General features: G+C 41.0%; 14 protein-coding genes and 1 pseudogene. 3 read left to right on the top strand and 12 right to left on the bottom strand.

Features of this window, described 5'->3' with window-relative positions; all coding sequences use genetic code 11:
* The 3 genes from DW173_RS18845 to DW173_RS18835 are packed head-to-tail and all read left to right on the top strand — an operon-like array spanning nucleotide 1 to nucleotide 2,953.
* A complete protein-coding gene (locus tag DW173_RS18845) occupies nucleotides 1-801 on the top strand; it encodes an ABC transporter permease (protein ID WP_004316765.1) in 801 nt (266 codons plus the stop codon).
* Nucleotides 795-1,589 carry an ABC transporter permease gene (locus DW173_RS18840; RefSeq protein WP_117684272.1) on the top strand — a complete coding sequence of 265 codons (795 nt, stop codon included), beginning with the start codon at nucleotides 795-797 and terminating at the stop codon, nucleotides 1,587-1,589. The genes DW173_RS18845 and DW173_RS18840 overlap by 7 nt, the downstream gene beginning before the upstream one ends.
* 32 nt (nucleotides 1,590-1,621) lie before the next feature.
* On the top strand, nucleotides 1,622-2,953 hold the full coding sequence (locus tag DW173_RS18835) for an ABC transporter substrate-binding protein (protein ID WP_120144998.1): 1,332 nt from the start codon (nucleotides 1,622-1,624) through the stop codon (nucleotides 2,951-2,953).
* 120 nt (nucleotides 2,954-3,073) lie between these two features.
* On the opposite strand, the gene DW173_RS18830 is transcribed toward DW173_RS18835, so the two are convergent.
* From DW173_RS18830 to fucP, 12 genes and pseudogenes are all read right to left on the bottom strand, one after another.
* Nucleotides 3,074-3,766 carry a DNA alkylation repair protein gene (locus DW173_RS18830; protein ID WP_120144993.1) on the bottom strand — a complete coding sequence of 231 codons (693 nt, stop codon included), beginning with the start codon at nucleotides 3,764-3,766 and terminating at the stop codon, nucleotides 3,074-3,076.
* A gap of 125 nt (nucleotides 3,767-3,891) precedes the next feature.
* Nucleotides 3,892-4,551: a DUF4840 domain-containing protein gene (locus tag DW173_RS18825; protein ID WP_120144992.1), complete on the bottom strand. Its 660-nt coding sequence runs from the start codon at nucleotides 4,549-4,551 to the stop codon at nucleotides 3,892-3,894.
* Nucleotides 4,552-4,725: 174 nt separating this feature from the next.
* A pseudogene (locus DW173_RS18820) lies at nucleotides 4,726-5,601 on the bottom strand (helix-turn-helix domain-containing protein); the annotation flags it as partial.
* An 877-nt stretch (nucleotides 5,602-6,478) separates the two neighbouring features.
* On the bottom strand, nucleotides 6,479-7,375 hold the full coding sequence (locus DW173_RS18815; RefSeq protein ID WP_118407786.1) for an Rpn family recombination-promoting nuclease/putative transposase: 897 nt from the start codon (nucleotides 7,373-7,375) through the stop codon (nucleotides 6,479-6,481).
* Between the two features lie 242 nt (nucleotides 7,376-7,617).
* Entirely contained in the window at nucleotides 7,618-8,871 is a 1,254-nt protein-coding gene (locus tag DW173_RS18810) for a DUF1735 and LamG domain-containing protein (RefSeq protein ID WP_120144991.1), read from the bottom strand.
* A gap of 48 nt (nucleotides 8,872-8,919) precedes the next feature.
* Nucleotides 8,920-10,641, bottom strand: a complete 1,722-nt coding sequence (locus tag DW173_RS18805; protein WP_120144990.1) for a glycosyl hydrolase family 18 protein — start codon at nucleotides 10,639-10,641, stop codon at nucleotides 8,920-8,922.
* A gap of 12 nt (nucleotides 10,642-10,653) precedes the next feature.
* Nucleotides 10,654-11,601 carry a glycoside hydrolase family 18 gene (locus tag DW173_RS18800; RefSeq protein WP_120144989.1) on the bottom strand — a complete coding sequence of 316 codons (948 nt, stop codon included), beginning with the start codon at nucleotides 11,599-11,601 and terminating at the stop codon, nucleotides 10,654-10,656.
* Nucleotides 11,602-11,644: 43 nt separating this feature from the next.
* Nucleotides 11,645-13,246: a RagB/SusD family nutrient uptake outer membrane protein gene (locus DW173_RS18795; RefSeq protein WP_049702540.1), complete on the bottom strand. Its 1,602-nt coding sequence runs from the start codon at nucleotides 13,244-13,246 to the stop codon at nucleotides 11,645-11,647.
* Nucleotides 13,247-13,265: 19 nt separating this feature from the next.
* On the bottom strand, nucleotides 13,266-16,610 hold the full coding sequence (locus tag DW173_RS18790; protein WP_117684279.1) for a TonB-dependent receptor: 3,345 nt from the start codon (nucleotides 16,608-16,610) through the stop codon (nucleotides 13,266-13,268).
* Between the two features lie 193 nt (nucleotides 16,611-16,803).
* Complete coding sequence (locus DW173_RS18785) at nucleotides 16,804-17,790, bottom strand: FecR family protein (protein ID WP_049702542.1); 987 nt, start codon at nucleotides 17,788-17,790, stop codon at nucleotides 16,804-16,806.
* A 53-nt stretch (nucleotides 17,791-17,843) separates the two neighbouring features.
* Nucleotides 17,844-18,398 carry an RNA polymerase sigma-70 factor gene (locus tag DW173_RS18780; RefSeq protein ID WP_049702543.1) on the bottom strand — a complete coding sequence of 185 codons (555 nt, stop codon included), beginning with the start codon at nucleotides 18,396-18,398 and terminating at the stop codon, nucleotides 17,844-17,846.
* Nucleotides 18,399-18,591: 193 nt separating this feature from the next.
* A complete protein-coding gene (fucP, locus tag DW173_RS18775) occupies nucleotides 18,592-19,902 on the bottom strand; it encodes an L-fucose:H+ symporter permease (protein WP_049702544.1) in 1,311 nt (436 codons plus the stop codon).
* Nucleotides 19,903-19,904: the final 2 nt, after the last annotated feature.

The raw sequence follows: 19,904 nt of genomic DNA, 5'->3' as shown, positions 1-19,904 counted from the left end.
GTGAATAAGAAGTTTATAGTCTTTTTGTCATCACGTAAGAGTTGGACTCTCCCTTACATTATTTTTTCGGCGATCTTTGTGATTATACCGCTGTTTTTAATTGTCGTATATGCCTTTACCGATGATAGCGGTCATTTGACACTCGCCAATTTTCAGAAGTTCTTCGAACATCCCGAAGCAATCAATACCTTTGTGTATTCTATCGGTATTGCCATCATTACCACCCTTGTTTGTATTTTGCTGGGTTATCCTGCAGCATGGATATTGAGTAACAGTAAGCTGAACCGTTCTAAGACGATGGTCGTACTGTTTATCCTGCCGATGTGGGTAAATATTCTTGTGCGTACCCTTGCTACGGTTGCCTTGTTCGACTTTTTTAGTGTACCGTTGGGCGAGGGAGCATTGATATTCGGTATGGTATACAACTTTATCCCCTTTATGATTTATCCTATTTACAACACGTTGCAGAAGATGGATCATAGTTATATTGAAGCCGCACAAGATTTGGGAGCCAATCCGCTGCAAGTCTTTCTGAAAGCAGTCCTTCCGCTTTCTATGCCGGGTGTGATGAGTGGGATTATGATGGTGTTCATGCCGACTATATCTACATTTGCCATTGCCGAGTTGCTGACGATGAATAACATCAAACTCTTTGGTACAACGATTCAGGAAAATATCAATAACAGCATGTGGAACTATGGAGCGGCACTTTCGCTTATTATGTTGCTGCTGATTGCTGCTACTTCTTTGTTTAGCACAGACGATAAGGACAATTCAAACGAAGGAGGCGGGCTATGGTAAAGAAAATATTTGCGCAGGCTTACTTGTGGATATTGCTGTTGTTGCTTTATTCTCCTATCGTGATTATCGTCATCTATTCTTTCACAGAAGCGAAAGTGCTGGGCAACTGGACTGGTTTCTCCACAAAACTTTATACTTCGCTTTTCACTACAGGCACGCATCATTCTTTGATGAATGCATTGATTAACACGATTACTATTGCTCTGCTGGCTGCAACGGCATCTACTTTGCTGGGTAGTGTGGCTGCTATCGGCATCTTTAATCTGAAATCCCGTTCGCGTAAAGCGATTAGTTTTGTGAATAGTATTCCTATTCTGAACGGAGATATCATCACGGGTATTTCGCTTTTCCTTTTGTTTGTTTCTTTAGGAATCACACAAGGATACACAACCGTAGTGCTTGCTCATATTACTTTTTGTACGCCATACGTTGTTTTGAGCGTTCTGCCTCGTTTGAAGCAGATGAACCCGAATATTTATGAGGCCGCTCTTGACTTGGGAGCGACTCCCATGCAAGCTTTGTGGAAAGTTATTGTTCCGGAGATTCGTCCGGGAATGATTAGTGGTTTTATGCTTGCATTGACTCTATCCATTGATGATTTTGCCGTAACTGTCTTTACCATCGGTAATCAAGGTCTGGAGACACTCTCTACTTATATCTATGCCGATGCCCGCAAGGGAGGGCTGACCCCTGAACTTCGTCCGCTTTCGGCTATCATTTTTGTCGTGGTGCTGGCGTTGCTGATTGGCATCAATTATCGGGCAGGAAAAGCGAAGAAAAAAGATTAATAGACCATCAAATGTGCTACTACATAAATAATATGAAAAGAATAATTCCCGTAATCCTGCTCTTACTGACCTTGACCGGATGCTATAATTCCGGTGAACCTCGTGAGCGGGTTCTTAAAATCTACAACTGGGCAGATTACATCGGCGAAGGTGTACTCGAGGATTTCCAGGCATATTATAAAGAACAGACCGGTGAGAATATCCGTATCGTTTACCAGACATTCGACATCAACGAGATCATGCTGACGAAGATTGAAAAGGGGCATGAAGATTTTGATGTGGTCTGTCCTTCGGAATACATCATCGAGCGTATGCTGAAGAAACATTTGCTGCTGCCCATCGATACGAATTTTGCACATTCTCCCAACTACATGAATAATGTAGCTCCGTTTATCCGCGAACAAATCAATAAATTGAGCCAACCGGGTGAGCAGGCGAGCCGCTATGCTGTATGTTATATGTGGGGAACGGCTGGAATTCTGTATAACCGGGCTTATGTACCCGATTCGGTAGCGCTGTCCTGGGATTGTCTTTGGAATAAAAAGTACGCCGGAAAAATTCTGATGAAGGATAGTTATCGTGATGCTTACGGAACAGCTGTCATCTATGCGCATGCGAAGGAGCTGAAAGAAGGAACGGTGACAGTGGAAGAGCTGATGAACGACTATTCTCCACGTGCGATGGAACTGGCCGAAAAATACCTGAAAGCCTTGAAACCGAATATTGCCGGTTGGGAGGCGGATTTCGGCAAGGAGATGATGACGAAGAATAAAGCCTGGCTGAATATGACTTGGAGCGGTGACGCGATTTGGGCGATTGAAGAGGCAAATGCGGTAGGAGTGGACTTGGATTATGAAGTTCCCGAGGAAGGGAGCAATATCTGGTATGACGGTTGGGTAATCCCGAAATACGCCAGAAATCCGGAAGCAGCCAGTTATTTCATCAATTTTATGTGCCGTCCGGACATTGCTTTGCGGAATATGGATTTCTGCGGATATGTAAGTTCCATAGCTACGCCCGAAATACTGGAAGAGAAAACAGACACGATCCTCCATTATTATGCCGATTTAAGTTACTTTTTCGGACCGGGTGCAGACAGCATACAAATTGATAAGATACAATACCCGGATCGCAAAGTGGTAGAACGATGTGCCATGATTCGTGACTTTGGCGATCAGACAAAAGAAGTTCTTGATATTTGGTCGCGTATTAAGGGCGATAATTTGGGGGTTGGCATAACTATTCTTATCTTTGTCGTTGTTGCATTGATGAGTGGCTGGATGATTTATAAAAGATGGCAGCGTTACAGCCGCCAGAAACAACAGAGGCGCAGAAGCAGAAGGAAAAAGGTGAGGAGGAATTAGTATTTCTCCGTATTGCAAATAAAAAATAAATAGGTGCGAAGATAGAAGTGGTATCTATAGAAAGAATAAGAAGCACGGTGAACGGAATGCTAATAGCGGGATGTTCACCGTGTTTTGTTTTTATCGTCTTTTCATATTTCGAAGTATATCTTTGGTATCCTTGTCTACCCGGAAAGACTCGATTGTTTTTTGCAGTGCTTTGTTGTAAGTCCAGTTATCCAATGTACTATGTTTCAGATATTCCATTGTCTTTTGGGGAAATTTGATGAAACACAATGATAGCATCCATGCCATACCCATACGTGCATAATAAGCATCATGATTGAATAAATCGGCATATTCCAGTAACGAATCGATATGTTCGTCATCCACATAGTGGAAAAGCATCACAATCCCGAAGCGTATTTCAAATTCTTTAGAGGATTTCAGATAAGGTTGGATAAATTGCCATACGGTTTCTTTTCCTTTTTTTACGGCAGTTTTCAGTTCACTGCAGAAAATGTCGCATACAGCCCAATTATCTATACGGGGAATGAACATCGCTACATAGTTCATTCGTTCTTCAAGTTCCATTTTTGCCAGTCCGATAATCATTCCCTGAAGCATTGTTTCTTCATAATAGTTCGTATCGGTTGACTCTACAAACGTACGCCAGTCCTCTTTTTTTATAATTTCTTTGGCCATGATTCGCAGTTGGGGGATACGTACACCGAGAATATTGTTCGCTCCTGGAAGGAGGGAAGAGTGAAATTCCTTATATTTGGCATCTACTAATGCTTGTAACTCTTTCCGTATGTTTTCAGTTGTAGTCATTTTGATATAGTTGGTTATTTCACAAAGGTATAAAAAAAAGAGCATGCGCATCATGTGACGGCATACTCTTTTGGGAGATAATTCCCATCATAATGAAAATACTTTGGGAAAGTTTATACGGTTAGTCACTTCTTGGCCATGTCGAAACTGAATGTAGTAGGCGAGAAGTCTTCAAACGGCTGTCCTTCTACTTCCACTTTGGTTGCTTTGATTTCAAATGTAAGCTTTTGGTCTTTATATGTATATTGGCCCTTTTCTTCCGCTTCTATGGTTACTTTTATCGTAATTTGAGGAGCTTCTTCTCCGTCTGCTTGTGCTTGAGTCGGGATAGTATATTTTATTTCCAAAGGTTCAGGTTTTAATTGAAGTAGAATAGAGCCTTTACTGTCATCATTAAAGGCAGCGGTATAAGGAATGTTGTAATTGATATCGTCCAGATTTTCGATGATAATTCCGGCAGCTTCTTCACCAACGATACTTTTGATGAGATCGTCTACCGGGAGTTTTTTAATCATGACCTGATTGTCTTTTACTTCAGCGGTAACGGTGGCTCCTTCCGGCTGTTCTTCTTTTGGGGAATTAGTTTGTGGGTTAACGGGCGGATCAGACTCTGTCAACATGGTACCGGAATAATTTCCATCCACATCTTTAAGAGAATATACGGGAATGTCTGAATCATCATCATTGCTACATGCTGTAAAAGTGGTAATCAGGCCCAACGCCACTACAAATAAAACTAAGCGATTAAAACAACGAACTTTTTTTATTTCAGTTAAAGTTTTCATACTGTTTAAAATTAGATTATTAATTTTCAAAATTAAGGTGTACGTACATAGGGTAAATGCCGGTAATTGTAAAATACTGCACAAGGAAATAAAAAACAGAATATTTTTTTGCAAGAATGCTGTTGCAAAGGTTTCGATGAATGTGACCTTTAAGCAAATAGCCAACTTTGTATATTATTGTTTTTTCGTAATAGATTCACTGGGCGTTATTCCAAAATATTCTTTGTATTTGTTGCGGAAGTTTTTCAGATTCCTCAATCCGATCATTTCCGGAACCACATTAACAGAGTATCTTCCACTCTCCAACAGTTCACGGGCTTTTTCCATACGAATCCGGTATATAAAATATTTAGGTGCTTCTCCTGTCAGCGATTTCCATTTATTAAAGAATGTGGTTCTGCTCATGCACAATTCGGATGCGACTTCATCTATAGTCAAATTTTCCTGATCTATATTTTTTAGAATGAAATCCTTTACAAGGTTGATAAATATGTAATTTTTTTCACTCAAAGTATCCTCCTCCTCTTCTATTTTTAGAAATTGTTCTCCGAATACTTTTTGCAGGAATGATTTTCGGAGAAAACGGCTGTTTTTAATCAGGACGTTCATCTCTATTTTTAAGTCTTCTATATGAAAAGGTGTATTTATAAAGACATCGGCCAAAGAAGTTTCTCTGGTATTGCGTTGTCTTCCATTCAGATATGAGCCGTAGAGGATAATGGGAATGATTGATGTTTCACAGGACGTTTTCAATCTTGATGAAAGCTCATTGCCGTACATACCATGCAGCATGGTGTCACAGACTACAATGTCTGGATATTCTTCCTTTATGTATGTTAGGGCTTCCAGACCGTTTCCGAAGCTTTTTACAATAAAATGATCAGATAAACGCGTTTCCAGGTAAGATCTGAAATCGATATTGCTGTCAGCAAGTAGTACAGTGGGTTTAACAGACTTTCTTTTATGAGACTTTTTACAGAATAAAGAGTCTATTTTTGTTTCTTCCTGATTGGCTATGATTTGTATGGGAGTGTATTTGGATATACTTTTATGTGTGTATCCTTTTGAAAGTTTTTTTTCTTTTTGTATAAGAATGATATAGAAGTAAATACAATAAATAGAAAATCCTCCTACAATGAACAGTGGGATAAAGTTTAATTGATAAATAAGAGTTATAGCCATGATGACAGGAACGAGGGGCGACGTTGTTATTGAATATTTCATATGAATTTGTTTTTAATAGCGCCACTTAGATGAGATACACCAATTTCCTTTGTTGGGTATAAAAGAGGAAATTCACTGTAACTATGATCTCATAGTTGTACATTCATAAACTCAAAATATAAACTCGTAATTATTTATATCTTGAGGGGGAATAGTTGATGAAGTCTATATATAGAGTCTGAATTCTAACAGTTTGAATCATTCTTTCGGAAATGGTGAATTTCCTCCAAGTGACAATAATAGATCTATTTCTTGTTTATTGAATGTTTTATATACTGTATGAAAATACAGGTGGGGGAGAACGTGTGGCATATTCGGTACTATCAATAAATATCTCGATGAGTACCATTTTATATTTTCTCATATATGGGTAGAAAGGAAGTACGATTTATTCCTGCGAAGTAAAAATAATGATAAGTTGTAACAAGTGGATGATGTTATGAATGTTGTCTAATCGTTTGTTATTGTTTGGTGTTCTTATAGCGATAAACGGTGACATATAATTATGGTTTGTTAGGATTGTGTTGTTGTGAGGTGACAAAAGAGTGAAAGAGGTGTACCGTTTTTCCATTTGATATTTCTATTTCTGATTGAAGAATTATCAATATCGGATTGTAATGTCTTCAATGGGGATAAAAAAAGAGTCGCATGATTTTCTTATGCGACTCTAGATTATATGCATTATTGTGTAATATCTGGTTATTTATAACTTTTGAATTTCTTCCAATGAAAGTCCGGTAGCCTTTTGGATAGCTGTTATGTCTACTCCCTGTGATTTCAGATTGCTGGCAATTTCGAGCCGTTCTTCCATGCGTCCTTCCATGCGTCCTTCCATACGCCCCTCCATACGTCCTTCCATGCGCCCTTCCAGTTTTGCTCCATCTAATACATCATTTTGTATCATGATGGCACTAAGGTGCTCGTCGTAGGCATGTCTTTCTTCCTTGGACATATTGTAATAAATAAGTTTCCGGCGTGCTTCTTCCAGACCGGGAGCTGTTGTATCGGGGCGAATGCAACCAGTTTTCAAGTATTCAATCCATTCTTCCAATGGAGTGACGGCCACTTTATCGAATTCATTCACACGAATTAGAAAATATTCCGGAAAGATTTCTGCCGGAATCTTATGGACGATGGCGTCTTTTTCTTTAGTAGTTACTTCCAGTCTGTCTCCTGTATGTACTCCGATAAAATGGTTTTGTCCATGATACAAATAATCTTCTCCCTTACCGATATCGAAGTATAGAATACTGATAGAGTATATTTTTTTCACCGCATAGTAGCGTTCTCCTAAAGAAATATGTTCAGTGATAGCTTTTGCCACTCCGTACAAGATGCGTTCCAGATAATAGAGCTCCCGTGTATTTTGGATCTCTACAATAATGATTTCGTCCTTACTATTTCTGGCTTTAATATCTACCCGGTTGAATTTATCATCGATTGTTTGTTGGTTGCTTTCACTTTCCAATATCTCTATGATTTTCACGTTTTCACCGAGAAGGACAGTCAAGAAACCTTCCAGTACGCCGAAATTTGCCTTTTGGCGGAGAAGCCTTTTCACAGCCCAGTCAAAGCGTATATATTTGTCTTGTTGTTCCATATCAATTTAATTTTTAGGTTATTGCAAAGCTACGACTTTTTTTTAGATAATGGCTACTCTTTGACTTTATATTTTCAGTGAATGAATCTGTGCATATTTGGCAAATTCATCAGGGGCAATTTAAATTATTCTATAGTAGAGAGTTAATTATTAACGCTGTCACATTTTAGTATTCCCTTTTATGTAACTTAAAGTAGGAGTAAAAATGTGGCAGCGTTTTAGATTGAAATTTTAGGTCGTTATTATTCCTTATTTTTCTGTGTCACTTCAATGCCTTCCGGCCAAATAGCTTTAGCGTATGCTTTTGCATCATTACCGTTTTCTGTATAGTCTTTCGCTATATCCCCTTTGCCTTCATTAAACTTCCAATAGGCTTTTAAGCCTGTAGTTTGAGGATCGACATCATACATATTCTTGTAAATTTCTTCTTGTGAGCGTATCACGTTCCATATTCGCACTTCGCAGATTTCACCATCTAATTGACGAGTCATATCCTCTGGCTCACCATAGGAGTGTCCTATTTTAAACATAAAGTCCTTTCCTCGGGTTTGCTTGCCCAAATTAATGGGCTCACCAGTTCCGTAGTCCTCAATAGTACTCTGCAGTTTGCCATCCACGTAGATAGCGGCAGTCTTTGCTTCGGTGTCATAAGTCACGGCTACATGATACCATTCGCTTGGTTGCAACAATTTTCCTTCGTCTGCCTTGGGGAATTTAATCTCGTTGGCGGCAAACTGCAATTGCTGTTTGGGGAATCCTGAATCGCCCAAACGGAACAAACAGTATTGCTCTATACCCATTATAGTTGAAATCTCATTTTTAGGATCAAATCTATTTACCCGGATAATGGCTTCGAAGGTTAGTTGTGTTAGCCCATTTACCACATCAGCCGTAGGGCTGTCTTTTTCGAATCCAGGAACTTCAAAGTAGTTGTTTGAAAGGCTCACTGCTGTAGTAATGGCGCTGGAACGACGTACTATGTAACAAATAGTTTTTGATCCCTTCAATAATCCCATACCTCCTGACGCTTGCTGAATAGTGACAGGTAGCAGGAAATTAGTGTCAATGTCCAAATCCGTGAGGTCGGAGAAACCGATCGTTACGACTTCCGAGTTTACGTCTCCTTTGGGGATGACGACATGTTGTGTAGGAAACTTATAATATTTAGCGTCCAGCATTGCATAATTGGTGCCGAGACGCGCGTTATAATAACCTATCAACGAAGGATCTACCTGAAAATTAACATCAATATCTTGTTCGGCAGGGTATGCCAACACAGCAGAAAGCTCTTGTTGCCCTGTCTGTTTGAGATTATTAAATGTGAAATTAGCTACATCTTTCACTTTTGCCACATCTATATATACGGCATTGTCAAAAGGAGACGCTTTACTATAATCCTTGTTGTCACATGCCGCTACTAACAGAAGTAGGATTATGACAGAACCTGCAAAAGAGACGAATAATGGAATGTCTCGATGAATATGTTTCGTTTTCATAATATTCTCTTTTTATGTTTTTCTTTTTATTTATCCCAATCACGATTCTCACCAATCTTTGGCAAGATAGCGATATCCTGAATGAAATTTTTGTCGATGTTCATCTGTTGCAGTTTCAGATATACCATAGCTGTATTCTCCATTTTCTTCTCTCTCCATGAATGGAGGGCGTGGATTTTTACCCCACTTTAGACCATCTTCTGCTATTGCTCCAATAAAAGATAGATATCCATTTTCCATGCGATACTCATACTCATTTTGTTCATTACTAATCATATCACTGCCAAATACGATAATATTGTTCTTTTTTCGATTTTCTTCTTTTTTCCACATTATCGCCTTTTTCTTTGAGGCATTTAATATTCCCTCTGCACTCTTAGGATACAGAGGCATATTTACGCTTCCATAGCGTTCAGCTGTCAGTCCTGCTATGGGTTTACGAGTATAGTCGCTGTAAGGGTGTTCGGTTTCCCACGGTTCTATAATCTGCACTTCTTCTTCCTCTGAAACATAACCATGCCATGCGTAATCAATGTATTTTCCCACTTCTATACCTTCGCATAAAGCAGGATCATAGAAGGATGCAGTAGGCTCGTCTTTATCTACTAAAGTTAGCATTTTACCAGGCATTGCGTCACGCAAACTTTTGATAAGTTTGGGATATGAGGTGGTATTCACCGGTGGCATTCCCGATTTATTATATCCACTTCCTTCGTCCCAAAGGTTCACACCATCTAACTGGTAAAATTCTATTACATCTTTTATTTGTTTGGTAAAATCTGCTATCTGGGCATCATTCATGTTACAGAAACCTAAGCCTTTACCACCACCTTCGATGCACAGACACACTTTGCGTTCGTGATCCTGAAGTGGGCGGATGTAAGTGGCCGCATTCTCTAATACATAGCGTAGATCATTATTCAATACTAGTAAGGCACGACCGGATTCTTTATCATAACCTACCGTTGCAATCCGCAGGTTGACAATATTCCCCATACTGTACGCTTCCGCTTCCCGGGTTTCAGTATTTGTTCTCACATATATAAAAATATCAGCAAGTATAGGTTGATAAGTGGAGGTATTGAGATAGAACACAGAAAGAAAACGGGTATCCAATGTTGCGATATCACCTCCATCTACGGAAATTATTTCACCTGCCTTTTGGCGTACATTGACTCTGTATCTAAGATATTGCTTCTCTGTTTCACCGTCCGCATTAGTTTGCTCTATGGCAAAGAGTAATTCATAAGCATCATAATATGCAGGCAGATTATGTGTAGAAAGCGTAAGTTTGATACTTGATGACTTCTCTTTTCCGGCAGGTATAGTCAGCACGCCTTCGCCCGAGATTACATTCCCTTTGGGGAACACTGCTGATTTTAACAAGGGTTTTTGTCTCCAATGTGCTGCAACCATACTTTCATTAAATGCTTCAATCTTCGCATTATCAGCCTTTATTTCAGCTTCAAACTCCATACTCATCTCGGTTTCCAATTTGACCGTTACCTTCACATCGCTTGTCGCTGGACGGCTTAACTGATAGAATATTTCATCAACAACTATTTCATCTTCACTGTCATTCGTCAGTTCAATAACTGCTTTTCCGGAGAAGGACGAATTGCTACGCAGCGTACTGCCAATGCTTCCCATTGTCGTTTCATCCGGCAATTTACCTGCATCCGCCAAAATAGTATCTTCGGTGCAAGCTGACATTCCAACCGCTAGTATCAGGAGCGGGAACAGAATATATATGATAAATATCTTTTTCATAATCGTACGTTTTTATTTCGACGGATTCATCTGTTGAATAGCCGTACGAGTGGTTTCATAATTCATATTCGCACTATAATAATCGCTGCCGATGTTGTTAATGGCAAGTCCCCCAAGAGGCCCCATTGCAGCTACACGATCTGTCATCAGAGGCACTGCACTTTGTTTTTCATTCTTTTCGTCTACTATTTGGTCACCTATACGGGCAGATAATAGAACTTTCTCACGAGGCAGTATATTACTATCCGGTAATCCGGCAATCATTAGATTTAGTTCGCTCACATTAGTGAGGTCAGCCGTATTTAACACTATGTAGTTTAGCTTTTCAAGGTCAGTAGACTCTATAAAGTCGGGATTACCTTCAAATACTAATAACTTGCCACCACCCGTTGCTGCGGATAGCTTAGAGACGATAAGCTGTGCGGCCTCTTTACGGGCTGCCATTTCTGCATCTGTCCCGCTATATAGACGGACGCCTGTAAAGGCAAAACCATCCAGGTTTAATTCTGTGGCTGCGGTGACTGCTTTATCAAGCCAAGTTCCCAAAGCTGCGGCATCAGTAAAGGTAGCTGCCTGTGCAGCATAATCTACAAGATAGATTACCCGGGTACTCTTTTCACGTAATAGAAGAATGTCTTCACGGTCATTATCACTGATATTGCCTGGATTGCATAAGGCAACAATGTCCAGTGAGTCGGGCAGTGAACGAAGGAAACTCCCTTCATTTACAGGTTTCTCCGGAGAATTGTCAAATCGCGTATAAGCTATATAATGCTTACTTTGCTTGTAGGTATTCAATACCTGCATGTAGCTTGCCCAAAGTTCCGGATTCTGGTCTTTGGGACTATTTATGTTCACATCCACCGGCTCCGGTTCGTTCCAGTCACTACATGCCGTAGGCAGAACGCACGCAAAGAGTAATAGAGTGCAGGTAAATATGTTATATATTATTGCTTTCATTTTTTCTTATTTTTCATTCGTATTAATTATACTCATTCATTTCTCATGGATTGGCATAAGGTTTCTTATCCCACCACAACCGTGTGCCTCCGTTGTCAGGGCCTCCTAACATGCCTGTTGCTAGCTTTATATTAGAAAGATTTTCGGAGTACTCGATAGGAGGGTACCATAATCGGCGTATCATGTGATCGGTATCAATGGCACCACCGCTTTTGTTCTTTATTACGGGTAACAGATGCGGATATCCCGTGCGCCGGTATTCGCTCCATGCTTCCACTCCCAAAGGAAAGTTAGCAATCCACTTTTGGGTGATGATACGTTCAAGGTTCCGCTCAAAATAATTATCCCCTTCTTCCCATGCTATGGTGATAGTACTGCGCGGGCCTTCATAATCTGTATATTCATATTGGGGGTCGTCATATGCCTGTGGCATATCGGTTGTATTTGCGGTATATGTATCTGCACCCGTCACTCCGTATTGTTCAAAAGAGAGAGCTATGGCTTGGTTATACAAATCTTTGGCTTCACCTCCCATATTCCATCCCCATAAAGCACCCTCGGCACGTAAGAAAGTGATCTCTGCAGCGTTCATCCACATATAGGGGCTGGTGCTCGTGATGATCGGCTTACTGTATGCTCCTATCATTTCATCTTTAGTGCGCACATCAATACCGATGCGTATTCCGGCATATCCATCCACTTCCATCCATGTTTCCTGGTCAGTAACCTTTACTGTGGTAAACATTTTCTCCCGTCTCGGGTCTTTATAACCGTTCATATATGAGATGATATCACCGCCCACACGCTGGTCATTCCAGTTGTTGAACACCATTGCTGCACGGTTTTCCTCTACTTTCAAGAAAGCGTTGTCTGCATTTTGGGTAATGACGCCAGCGGTAACGGCTTCTTCGGCTATTCGCCGGGCTTCCTCTTTCATCTCCGGTACGTATGTCAAACGCATTGCCATACGTAGTTTGAGCGAATTTGTGAATTTGAGCCATTTGGAGAGATCCCCCTGATAGACATCATCAAATTTGCGGAAGGCTTCTGTACTTAAATTAAGATTCTCTTTAAGCACATCACTCACTTCGTCTAACTCCTTAAACATTTGCTTGTATACCTCTTCCTGTGAATCGTATGGTACAGTAAGGGAAACCTCACCGGTTTTAGAAATGATTTTGGAATAGGGAATAGGCCCATACATGTCTGTCACCCGGTGCATGATGGTAACACGCAGTAGTTTTCCTAATGCTAATGCGACCGGATCTTCTGTTTCGTCGAGCAAGTCACGATAGAACGGGTAAGTACGTGTGATAAGATCAGAGAAAGGCGCTTCCTGCCAGTCTGTTGGCGGATTGTATGTCTCAAATTTGGCTGTCCACTCCACAGTACAGCCGATATATCCGGAGAAAGCTCCGGCGGCAAGTGCTTCGACAAATTGGTAAAGATGCTCCTCCGTAGGAATAACCAATCCCTGTAATCCTTTGAGACTGGCACCAACATTGTATCCTTCACGGCCCAACTCTTCCTTGTCCACCTGATAGTCCTTCTGGTTTATTTTGTCAAAGTTGTCTATACACGCAGTTCCGACAAGAACAAATAGTGCAAGTGAGAACAACTTTATAATAGATGTAGTATGTTTCATTATAGCTGTTTTTTATCCGTTAAAAGTTTATTTTCACGTTAAAACCGATATTGCGTGTACTCGGTAGCATAAAGTAGTCGATTCCTTGATAATAATTGCCGGTTGTGGCAACCGCTTCAGGGTCGAAGGGAGCTTTGTTATATATCATACAGAGGTTGCGTCCTACAACGGACACCTGTATGTCACATACATCATGTAACCATTTGCGGGGGAGGGTATATCCTATAGCTGCTTCCTGTAGGCGTACGTTGGTGGCGCTGTAGGTATAATATTGTGGCAATCCCAGCTGGGAACCAATGGCGGTGAACCATGTCTGTGCATCCACCCTGTTACGTCCGTTTATCAATACGCCACCGTTGTCCCGGGCAATCGCCGAGCTTTCGGACACACCGTATTGATCCATGGCTGCTGCTGTGGCAGAATAAACAATACCGCCAATACGTGCGGTCAACAGAGCACTGACATTAAATCCTTTCCATGAGAATTGATTGCTCCATGCCAGATTACACTTGGGGAAGACGCTTCCCAACTTGATATCAGGTTGATTATTGACTGTTATCAATGCGCCTGCAGGGGAAATTTCCACCATTCCGTTATCATCCCGTTTTAGGTCGGCTTGAGTGTAGAGGTCACCGAGTGACCCTCCCGTTTTCAGGATGAACCGTGCCTTTCCAAGTCCGCCTACGTCCAACCGGTCTTTATTGATAGGCTCACCTGTTTCCGGGTGTATGTAATCCTTTACCAGTTCGATAATTTTGTTTTTATTGTGGCTAAGCGTAAAGTTCGTTTGCCAGCGGAAGTCTTTTTTCCATGTGTGTCCATAACCAAGAGAGAGCTCGACTCCTTGGTTACGTACATAACCTGTTTGCAAGTAAATGGTAGTATATCCCGAAGATACGGAAATTTTCGGGTCGAAGGTCTGGTTGAACGTGTTAGCCAGATACCATGACACGCCAAGGTTGAAGTCCTTGAAGAGACGCATGTCCAGTCCTAATTCCCATGAATTGGTTCGCTCTGGCTTGAGGTCGCCGATAGGATAATGCGTTTTGGGTTTCCACGTCTGTGTCGTTTCATCGTACTCAAAGGTAGGTGAAGTCAGGTTACGTGGGTAGGGCATACCGACGGAACTGAATGAACCGCGTATTTTCAGGTAATCGATTGCAGAAGGTAGTTTTACCATTTCGGAGATGATCGCCGAAAGTCCCACTGACGGATAAAAGAAACAGGTGGAAGATGAGTTTGCCAGTTGTGATGCCCAGTCATTACGTCCGGTCAAAGTAAGGTAAAGCATACTTTTCCAGCCCAGTTCCGCACTCGCGAAAATGGATTGAGTTTGTTCCTCCCATTCATCCTGACGAGCTTTCTTTTGCGTATTGTCGAGATCGAAGACATTAAACACATTAGGAATACCATTGGCACGTATCGGTCCGCGATAACTAAGTTCGTCATACTTATTATCCACGATGCTCGCTCCGACATTCACTACAAGTGAGTAGTCCCCAAAGCGTTTATTGATGTTTGCCAGTACATCGGCGTACACTTGTGATTCATCCGGCTTGGCAATGGCGTAGAATCCTTGGGTACTACCTTCAGTGAGAGTAGTATTCGAACTGGCGTACAGCTTTTGCTCATATTTGGTATTGGAGTTATCTACCCGGACACGTCCCGAGACGTTCAGCCAGTCCGTGATGTCGTAGCTTAACGAGGCGGACAGCATGTAACGCTTCTTATTGTTGGTCCGTAGATTACGATATGCTATCCAATAAGGGTTTTGCATACGCAGGTCTCCTTCGCCTTGTGGCCAGTACATGGTCTTGATCTTGCGGGCCGGGTCCCAACGTTCGAATACTTTTATCAAGTTGAAATCGTCTCCACGCGGAAACAGGTAAACAGGAACTATCGGGTTTGAGTAAGCGCCTTGATTAGTCATGTTGCGATCATTCTGAATAATATAGCTCGCTCCGATGTCTAGTTTCAGTTTATCATTCAGGAATGAAGTAGTATTACGGAAAGTAAAATTAAAACGGTTGTAGCGGTTATTCGGTACAATCCCCTCCGAGTTTACTGCGGCTGCGGAAAAGAAGGTCTGGTTCTTTTCTGTACCTGTCGATAAGGTGACGGAATTGGTATAAGTCATTCCTGTGTCGAAAAAGTCACGTGGTTCGTACCCCCTGCGGGATGCATCGTTCAGTAACGGTCCCCAACTCAAATTTGTAGAAGAACCGTCCGATTTTCCTTTACTGCCTGTACCATAACGGTTCTGAAAGCGCGGCATCACAAATGGCTTAGAAAAATCAGTGTTACTAGATACAGAAACCTGCATTTTGCCTACTTTACCCCGTTTCGTGTTGATGACGATAGCTCCGTTGGCAGCGTTACTTCCGTATAGTGCGGCGGCTGCCGCTCCTGTCAAGACCGAGATGCTTTCAATATCGTCCGGGTTGATGTCGGCAATGCTTTCGGTAACTCCCTGGGAACCGTTTTCCGTACCGCCGCCACCACCGAAATTAAACATCGGGATGCCGTCAATCACATACAGGGCATTGCTGGATTGCTCAATAGACTTCGTACCGCGCATTATCACTTTGCTGGCTCCACCTACACCGGAAGAACTGCTGTTGATATTGACACCTGCCACTTTGCCATTCAGGCTGTTGATGAAGTTAGCGTCTTTAATTTCTGTCAGTTGATCCGATTTCACCTGTTGCACATTGTAGCTCAAAGCTTTCTGCTCGCGCTTGATACCGAGGGCAGTCACGACTACTTCGTTGAGTTGTTTCGTGTCGCTTACTAATTTTACTGCATAGATGTTTTTATCTGTTATTCTCACAGTTTTGGACGTATATCCCACATAGGTAAAGCTTAATATATTACCTTGGCGGACCACGATTGTGAAATTGCCATCTATGTCGGTGATAGCTCCTTCGGAGTTTCCTTCCACTTTGATATTAACTCCAATTAGAGGTTCATTATTCTCATCAACAACTTTTCCAGTCACATTCTTAATTGGATTTACTTCTGTTTTTTTGTCAGGAACAATCATTATATATTTCCCTTTGAACTCATAAGTGAATCCACTGTCTTTGAGAATTTGTGTAAGGGCGTTCTCTACTGTTACAGCTCTAAGATCAAGATTTAATACAGGCTTGTTCTTTAATTGGGAGTCGTTGTAACCTACAGATAGGCCGGATTGTTTTTCTACTTCTTTAAGTGCTTCAATGACAGATATATTTTTCTTTTGAATGGTGATTGAGGCATCTGTTTGCGCAAAGGAGCTTGTTGTAATGAGCAACAAGCAGAAAAAAAGTAAAAAACTTCTTCCCTTTGCTGTATGGTCTACTATAAATTCATAAATTTGTAGCATTTTCTTAGTATTAGGTTATAAACTAAATTATTTCACGGTGATTAATAGAGTAGAACTCTAATATTGAGAAATTTGATTTCATATCCGGGATAGAGTTCGCCCTCTGTTCCGGATACTTTTTTGCATGGGCGTATAAGGTTAACTAAATGAGTAATATTGTTATCTGTTCTTTTCCTGTTATCAGGATATTTTTCTATTTGGGGATTAAATAGCAGCAGTCACCTTGTATTTTATAATCCATCTGACCTACTACATTTACTATTACATCCATAACTTCGGACAGCGGTGCTTTATCTTTAAAACGGAAGCTGTATTTATCTTCTTTCAGATTCTTCAGGCGATACTCAAAGGTATATGGATATTTACGTTCTAATATAGTTATAATCTCTTTTACATTCATTTCTCTGAATACCAGTTCGCCACGTTGCCAGGCTGTGATGTCATTCATATCGGGAGTGTCCAGATGGTATTGTCGGGTGTGTTTATGATAGGCCAATTGCTCGTTTGGTTTCAGAATCATTTGAGAATTCAAATCATTATATTCAACGAGTACACTTCCTGAAATCAAGGTTGCCGCTATGATCGGATTCTCGGGGTATGCAGCTACGTTAAATTCCGTTCCGAGTGCTGTTACCTGAAAATCGTTCGACTTGACGATAAACGGATGCTTCTTGTTCGGTTTCACTTTGAAATTGGCTTCACCAATCAGAAATACGCTACGGTCTTTACCAGTAAATTCCTGTGGATATAAAAGGGTGCTTTGTGAGTTCAGTTGTACTTTGGTTCCGTCAGGCAAGGTGAGAGTATGTACCTCTGCTGTCGGAATATATTGCTGCAATAAATTGGGTTCCACCTTTTTTCCTATGGTAGAAAGATAGATGGAAGAAGCTGCTACTATAAAGAATACGGCAGCGGCTATTTGCCAGATATGGATCGGGCGGATTCTCCGTTCTTCTCGTACGGAAGGAATGCCTGCATTTCTTCTTAATAGCTCGTATGATTGATGCAAGTTAGGAGCTGTTCCTGATTTGTATCCTTCTTCCCACAGAGTTTGTAATGCTTCATCCTTTTCGGAAACATGTTCTTCGTCTACCAACCATTTGTAGAATTCCTGTCGGGTAGATCCCGGATAGTCATTTCCGGTAAATAAGGCTAGTATTTTCTGAAAATAATTCTTCATTTTGAGATATTAATTAGATCTGTTACATTAATACCTCAATTAACTAAGACAGACTACTTAAGGAAAAGTGCGAAAAAAAACAAAAAAGATATTTTTTTCATTTCAAGTAGAGTTAAATAGATATGATGCTCTACTGTTCGGACTGAAATGTTCAGCTTTTCAGCGATTTCGTTATTGCTCATATTTTCGAAACGGCTCATCTCAAAAATCTTTCTGCGTTGTTCGGGAAGACGGTCGAGGGTTAATTGGATGATAAGTTTAACTTCTTTATAGTATATGGCATTGAGAGGATCTTCTGTTTGAGAAAGTTCCTCAATAAGGCTTTTTTCTATCACTTTCTCCTGATAGGCTAATTCTATCTTTTTGTGTTTGATAAAATTGAGGGTCGTGCTTTTGGTAAGAGTATAGACATAGGGTTTTAAATTGGGTACTTTTGTCCATATTTCGGGCTGGGTCCATAATTTCGTGAAAACGTCTTGAGCAATATCTTCTGCGTCTTCTTCGGATTTAAGCAACATAAAAGCGAAATATTTTACTACCGAATAATACTCTGTGAATATCATTCCGAATTGTTTTGCTAGTAATATGTTGTCTTGGCTTGTGGTCATTGAGTTAACAAATTATTGGAAATCGAATGGCAAATGTAGGCAAATAAAATTAAGACGCGAAGAAAATGGGAATTGTTTATGAAAAAAAGATAAATAAAAATAGTGACGCTATCCGCTGCGGATACCGTCACTATATGGGTGGGATGGTGACGGTATCATGATGGGATAGCGTCACTATTTTTAAGTTTGTTTTTTACCAGTTTCTTTTCACTGTACGGTAACCATAACCGATGATTACAAGGAAGCAGATGAAGGGTAGAATGAATGAAACATTGACAGCCGGCAACCAGGCTATTTGTTTCAGGTCAATGATACTTGCCTGTAGCGGTGGAAGAACAGAGCCTCCCAAGATAGCCATAATAAGGCCTGCAGCTCCAAACTTAGCATCATCTCCCATGCCTTTCAAGGCAATACCGTAGATGGTGGGGAACATTAGTGACATACAGGCGGAAACTGCTACTAGACAGTAAAGTCCGAAGATATTCTGGAGGAAGATAGTTCCTAGAGTGAAAACACCTCCGAAGATAGCGAGAATCATCAATAATTTGCCTGCATTGAGATAGCGCAGAATGAATGTACAGATGAAACGGCTGATACAGAATATCACCATTGCCACAATATTATATTGCTGTGATAACACTTCCGCACTTTTCTCGTCCATACCTTGCGACATGAATAAACGGGTTCCATACTGAATGATAAATGTCCAGCACATAATTTGCGCGCCTACATAGAAGAATTGAGCAATTACCCCTTCACGATAACGTGTTTGGGTAAAAATGCGTTTCAGTGTAGGAAAGAAATCTATTCTATGATTCTGATCTCCGTTTTTCGGCATCTTGACGAATCGTATCAGAAGCAACATCGCTACGATAACCAGTCCGATGATAAGATAAGGAGCAATCAGAACACTAAGGTCGCTTTCTTTGATCGCCTGAAATTCACTGTCGTTAAGCAATGCGCGGTCTTCAGTACACATCGGATGCAATTTCGCTTGAATGAATTGCATGGCTACATACATTCCGAGAAGTGACCCCATCGGATTGAAAGACTGTGCAAGGTTCAAACGCCGGGTAGCTGTTTCTTCCGTTCCCATAGAAAGAATATACGGGTTACAGCTTGTCTCGAGGAAGGACAATCCGCAGGTCAGGATGAAATAGGCAATCAAAAACGGATAATATTCTCCCGTCATTTTGGCGGGGAAGAATAAAAATGCTCCGAAAGCATACATTCCCAGTCCTAACAAAACACCGGCTTTGTAGGAATATTTGCGGATGAATATGGCAGCCGGGAAAGCCATTGCAAAGTACCCTCCATAGAAGGCAACCTGTACCAATGCTCCGTCGGTAGCACTCATCCGGAAAATCTTGGAGAATGCCTTTACCATCGGATTGGTAATATCATTGGCAAATCCCCATAATGCAAAACATGAGGTAATGAGAACAAAAGGTATAAGATAACTGATGCCATCTTTCGAGAGGATGGACTGTTTGGGGTGTTTCATGG

This window comes from Bacteroides sp. AM16-13 (assembly GCF_003602705.1).
GTDB classification, from domain to species: Bacteria; Bacteroidota; Bacteroidia; order Bacteroidales; family Bacteroidaceae; genus Bacteroides; species Bacteroides xylanisolvens.
This window is presented reverse-complemented; position numbering and strand designations above follow the sequence as displayed.

What these genes read in the sequence shown, in the direction of transcription:
- DW173_RS18840 (WP_117684272.1), top strand. Translation starts at nt 795, where the DNA reads ATGGTAAAGAAAATATTTGCGCAGGCTTACTTGTGGATATTGCTGTTG.
- DW173_RS18835 (WP_120144998.1), top strand. Translation starts at nt 1,622, where the DNA reads ATGAAAAGAATAATTCCCGTAATCCTGCTCTTACTGACCTTGACCGGA.
- DW173_RS18830 (WP_120144993.1), bottom strand. Translation starts at nt 3,766, where the DNA reads ATGACTACAACTGAAAACATACGGAAAGAGTTACAAGCATTAGTAGAT.
- DW173_RS18825 (WP_120144992.1), bottom strand. Translation starts at nt 4,551, where the DNA reads ATGAAAACTTTAACTGAAATAAAAAAAGTTCGTTGTTTTAATCGCTTA.
- DW173_RS18815 (WP_118407786.1), bottom strand. Translation starts at nt 7,375, where the DNA reads ATGGAACAACAAGACAAATATATACGCTTTGACTGGGCTGTGAAAAGG.
- DW173_RS18810 (WP_120144991.1), bottom strand. Translation starts at nt 8,871, where the DNA reads ATGAAAACGAAACATATTCATCGAGACATTCCATTATTCGTCTCTTTT.
- DW173_RS18805 (WP_120144990.1), bottom strand. Translation starts at nt 10,641, where the DNA reads ATGAAAAAGATATTTATCATATATATTCTGTTCCCGCTCCTGATACTA.
- DW173_RS18800 (WP_120144989.1), bottom strand. Translation starts at nt 11,601, where the DNA reads ATGAAAGCAATAATATATAACATATTTACCTGCACTCTATTACTCTTT.
- DW173_RS18795 (WP_049702540.1), bottom strand. Translation starts at nt 13,246, where the DNA reads ATGAAACATACTACATCTATTATAAAGTTGTTCTCACTTGCACTATTT.
- DW173_RS18790 (WP_117684279.1), bottom strand. Translation starts at nt 16,610, where the DNA reads ATGCTACAAATTTATGAATTTATAGTAGACCATACAGCAAAGGGAAGA.
- DW173_RS18785 (WP_049702542.1), bottom strand. Translation starts at nt 17,790, where the DNA reads ATGAAGAATTATTTTCAGAAAATACTAGCCTTATTTACCGGAAATGAC.
- DW173_RS18780 (WP_049702543.1), bottom strand. Translation starts at nt 18,398, where the DNA reads ATGACCACAAGCCAAGACAACATATTACTAGCAAAACAATTCGGAATG.
- fucP (WP_049702544.1), bottom strand. Translation starts at nt 19,902, where the DNA reads ATGAAACACCCCAAACAGTCCATCCTCTCGAAAGATGGCATCAGTTAT.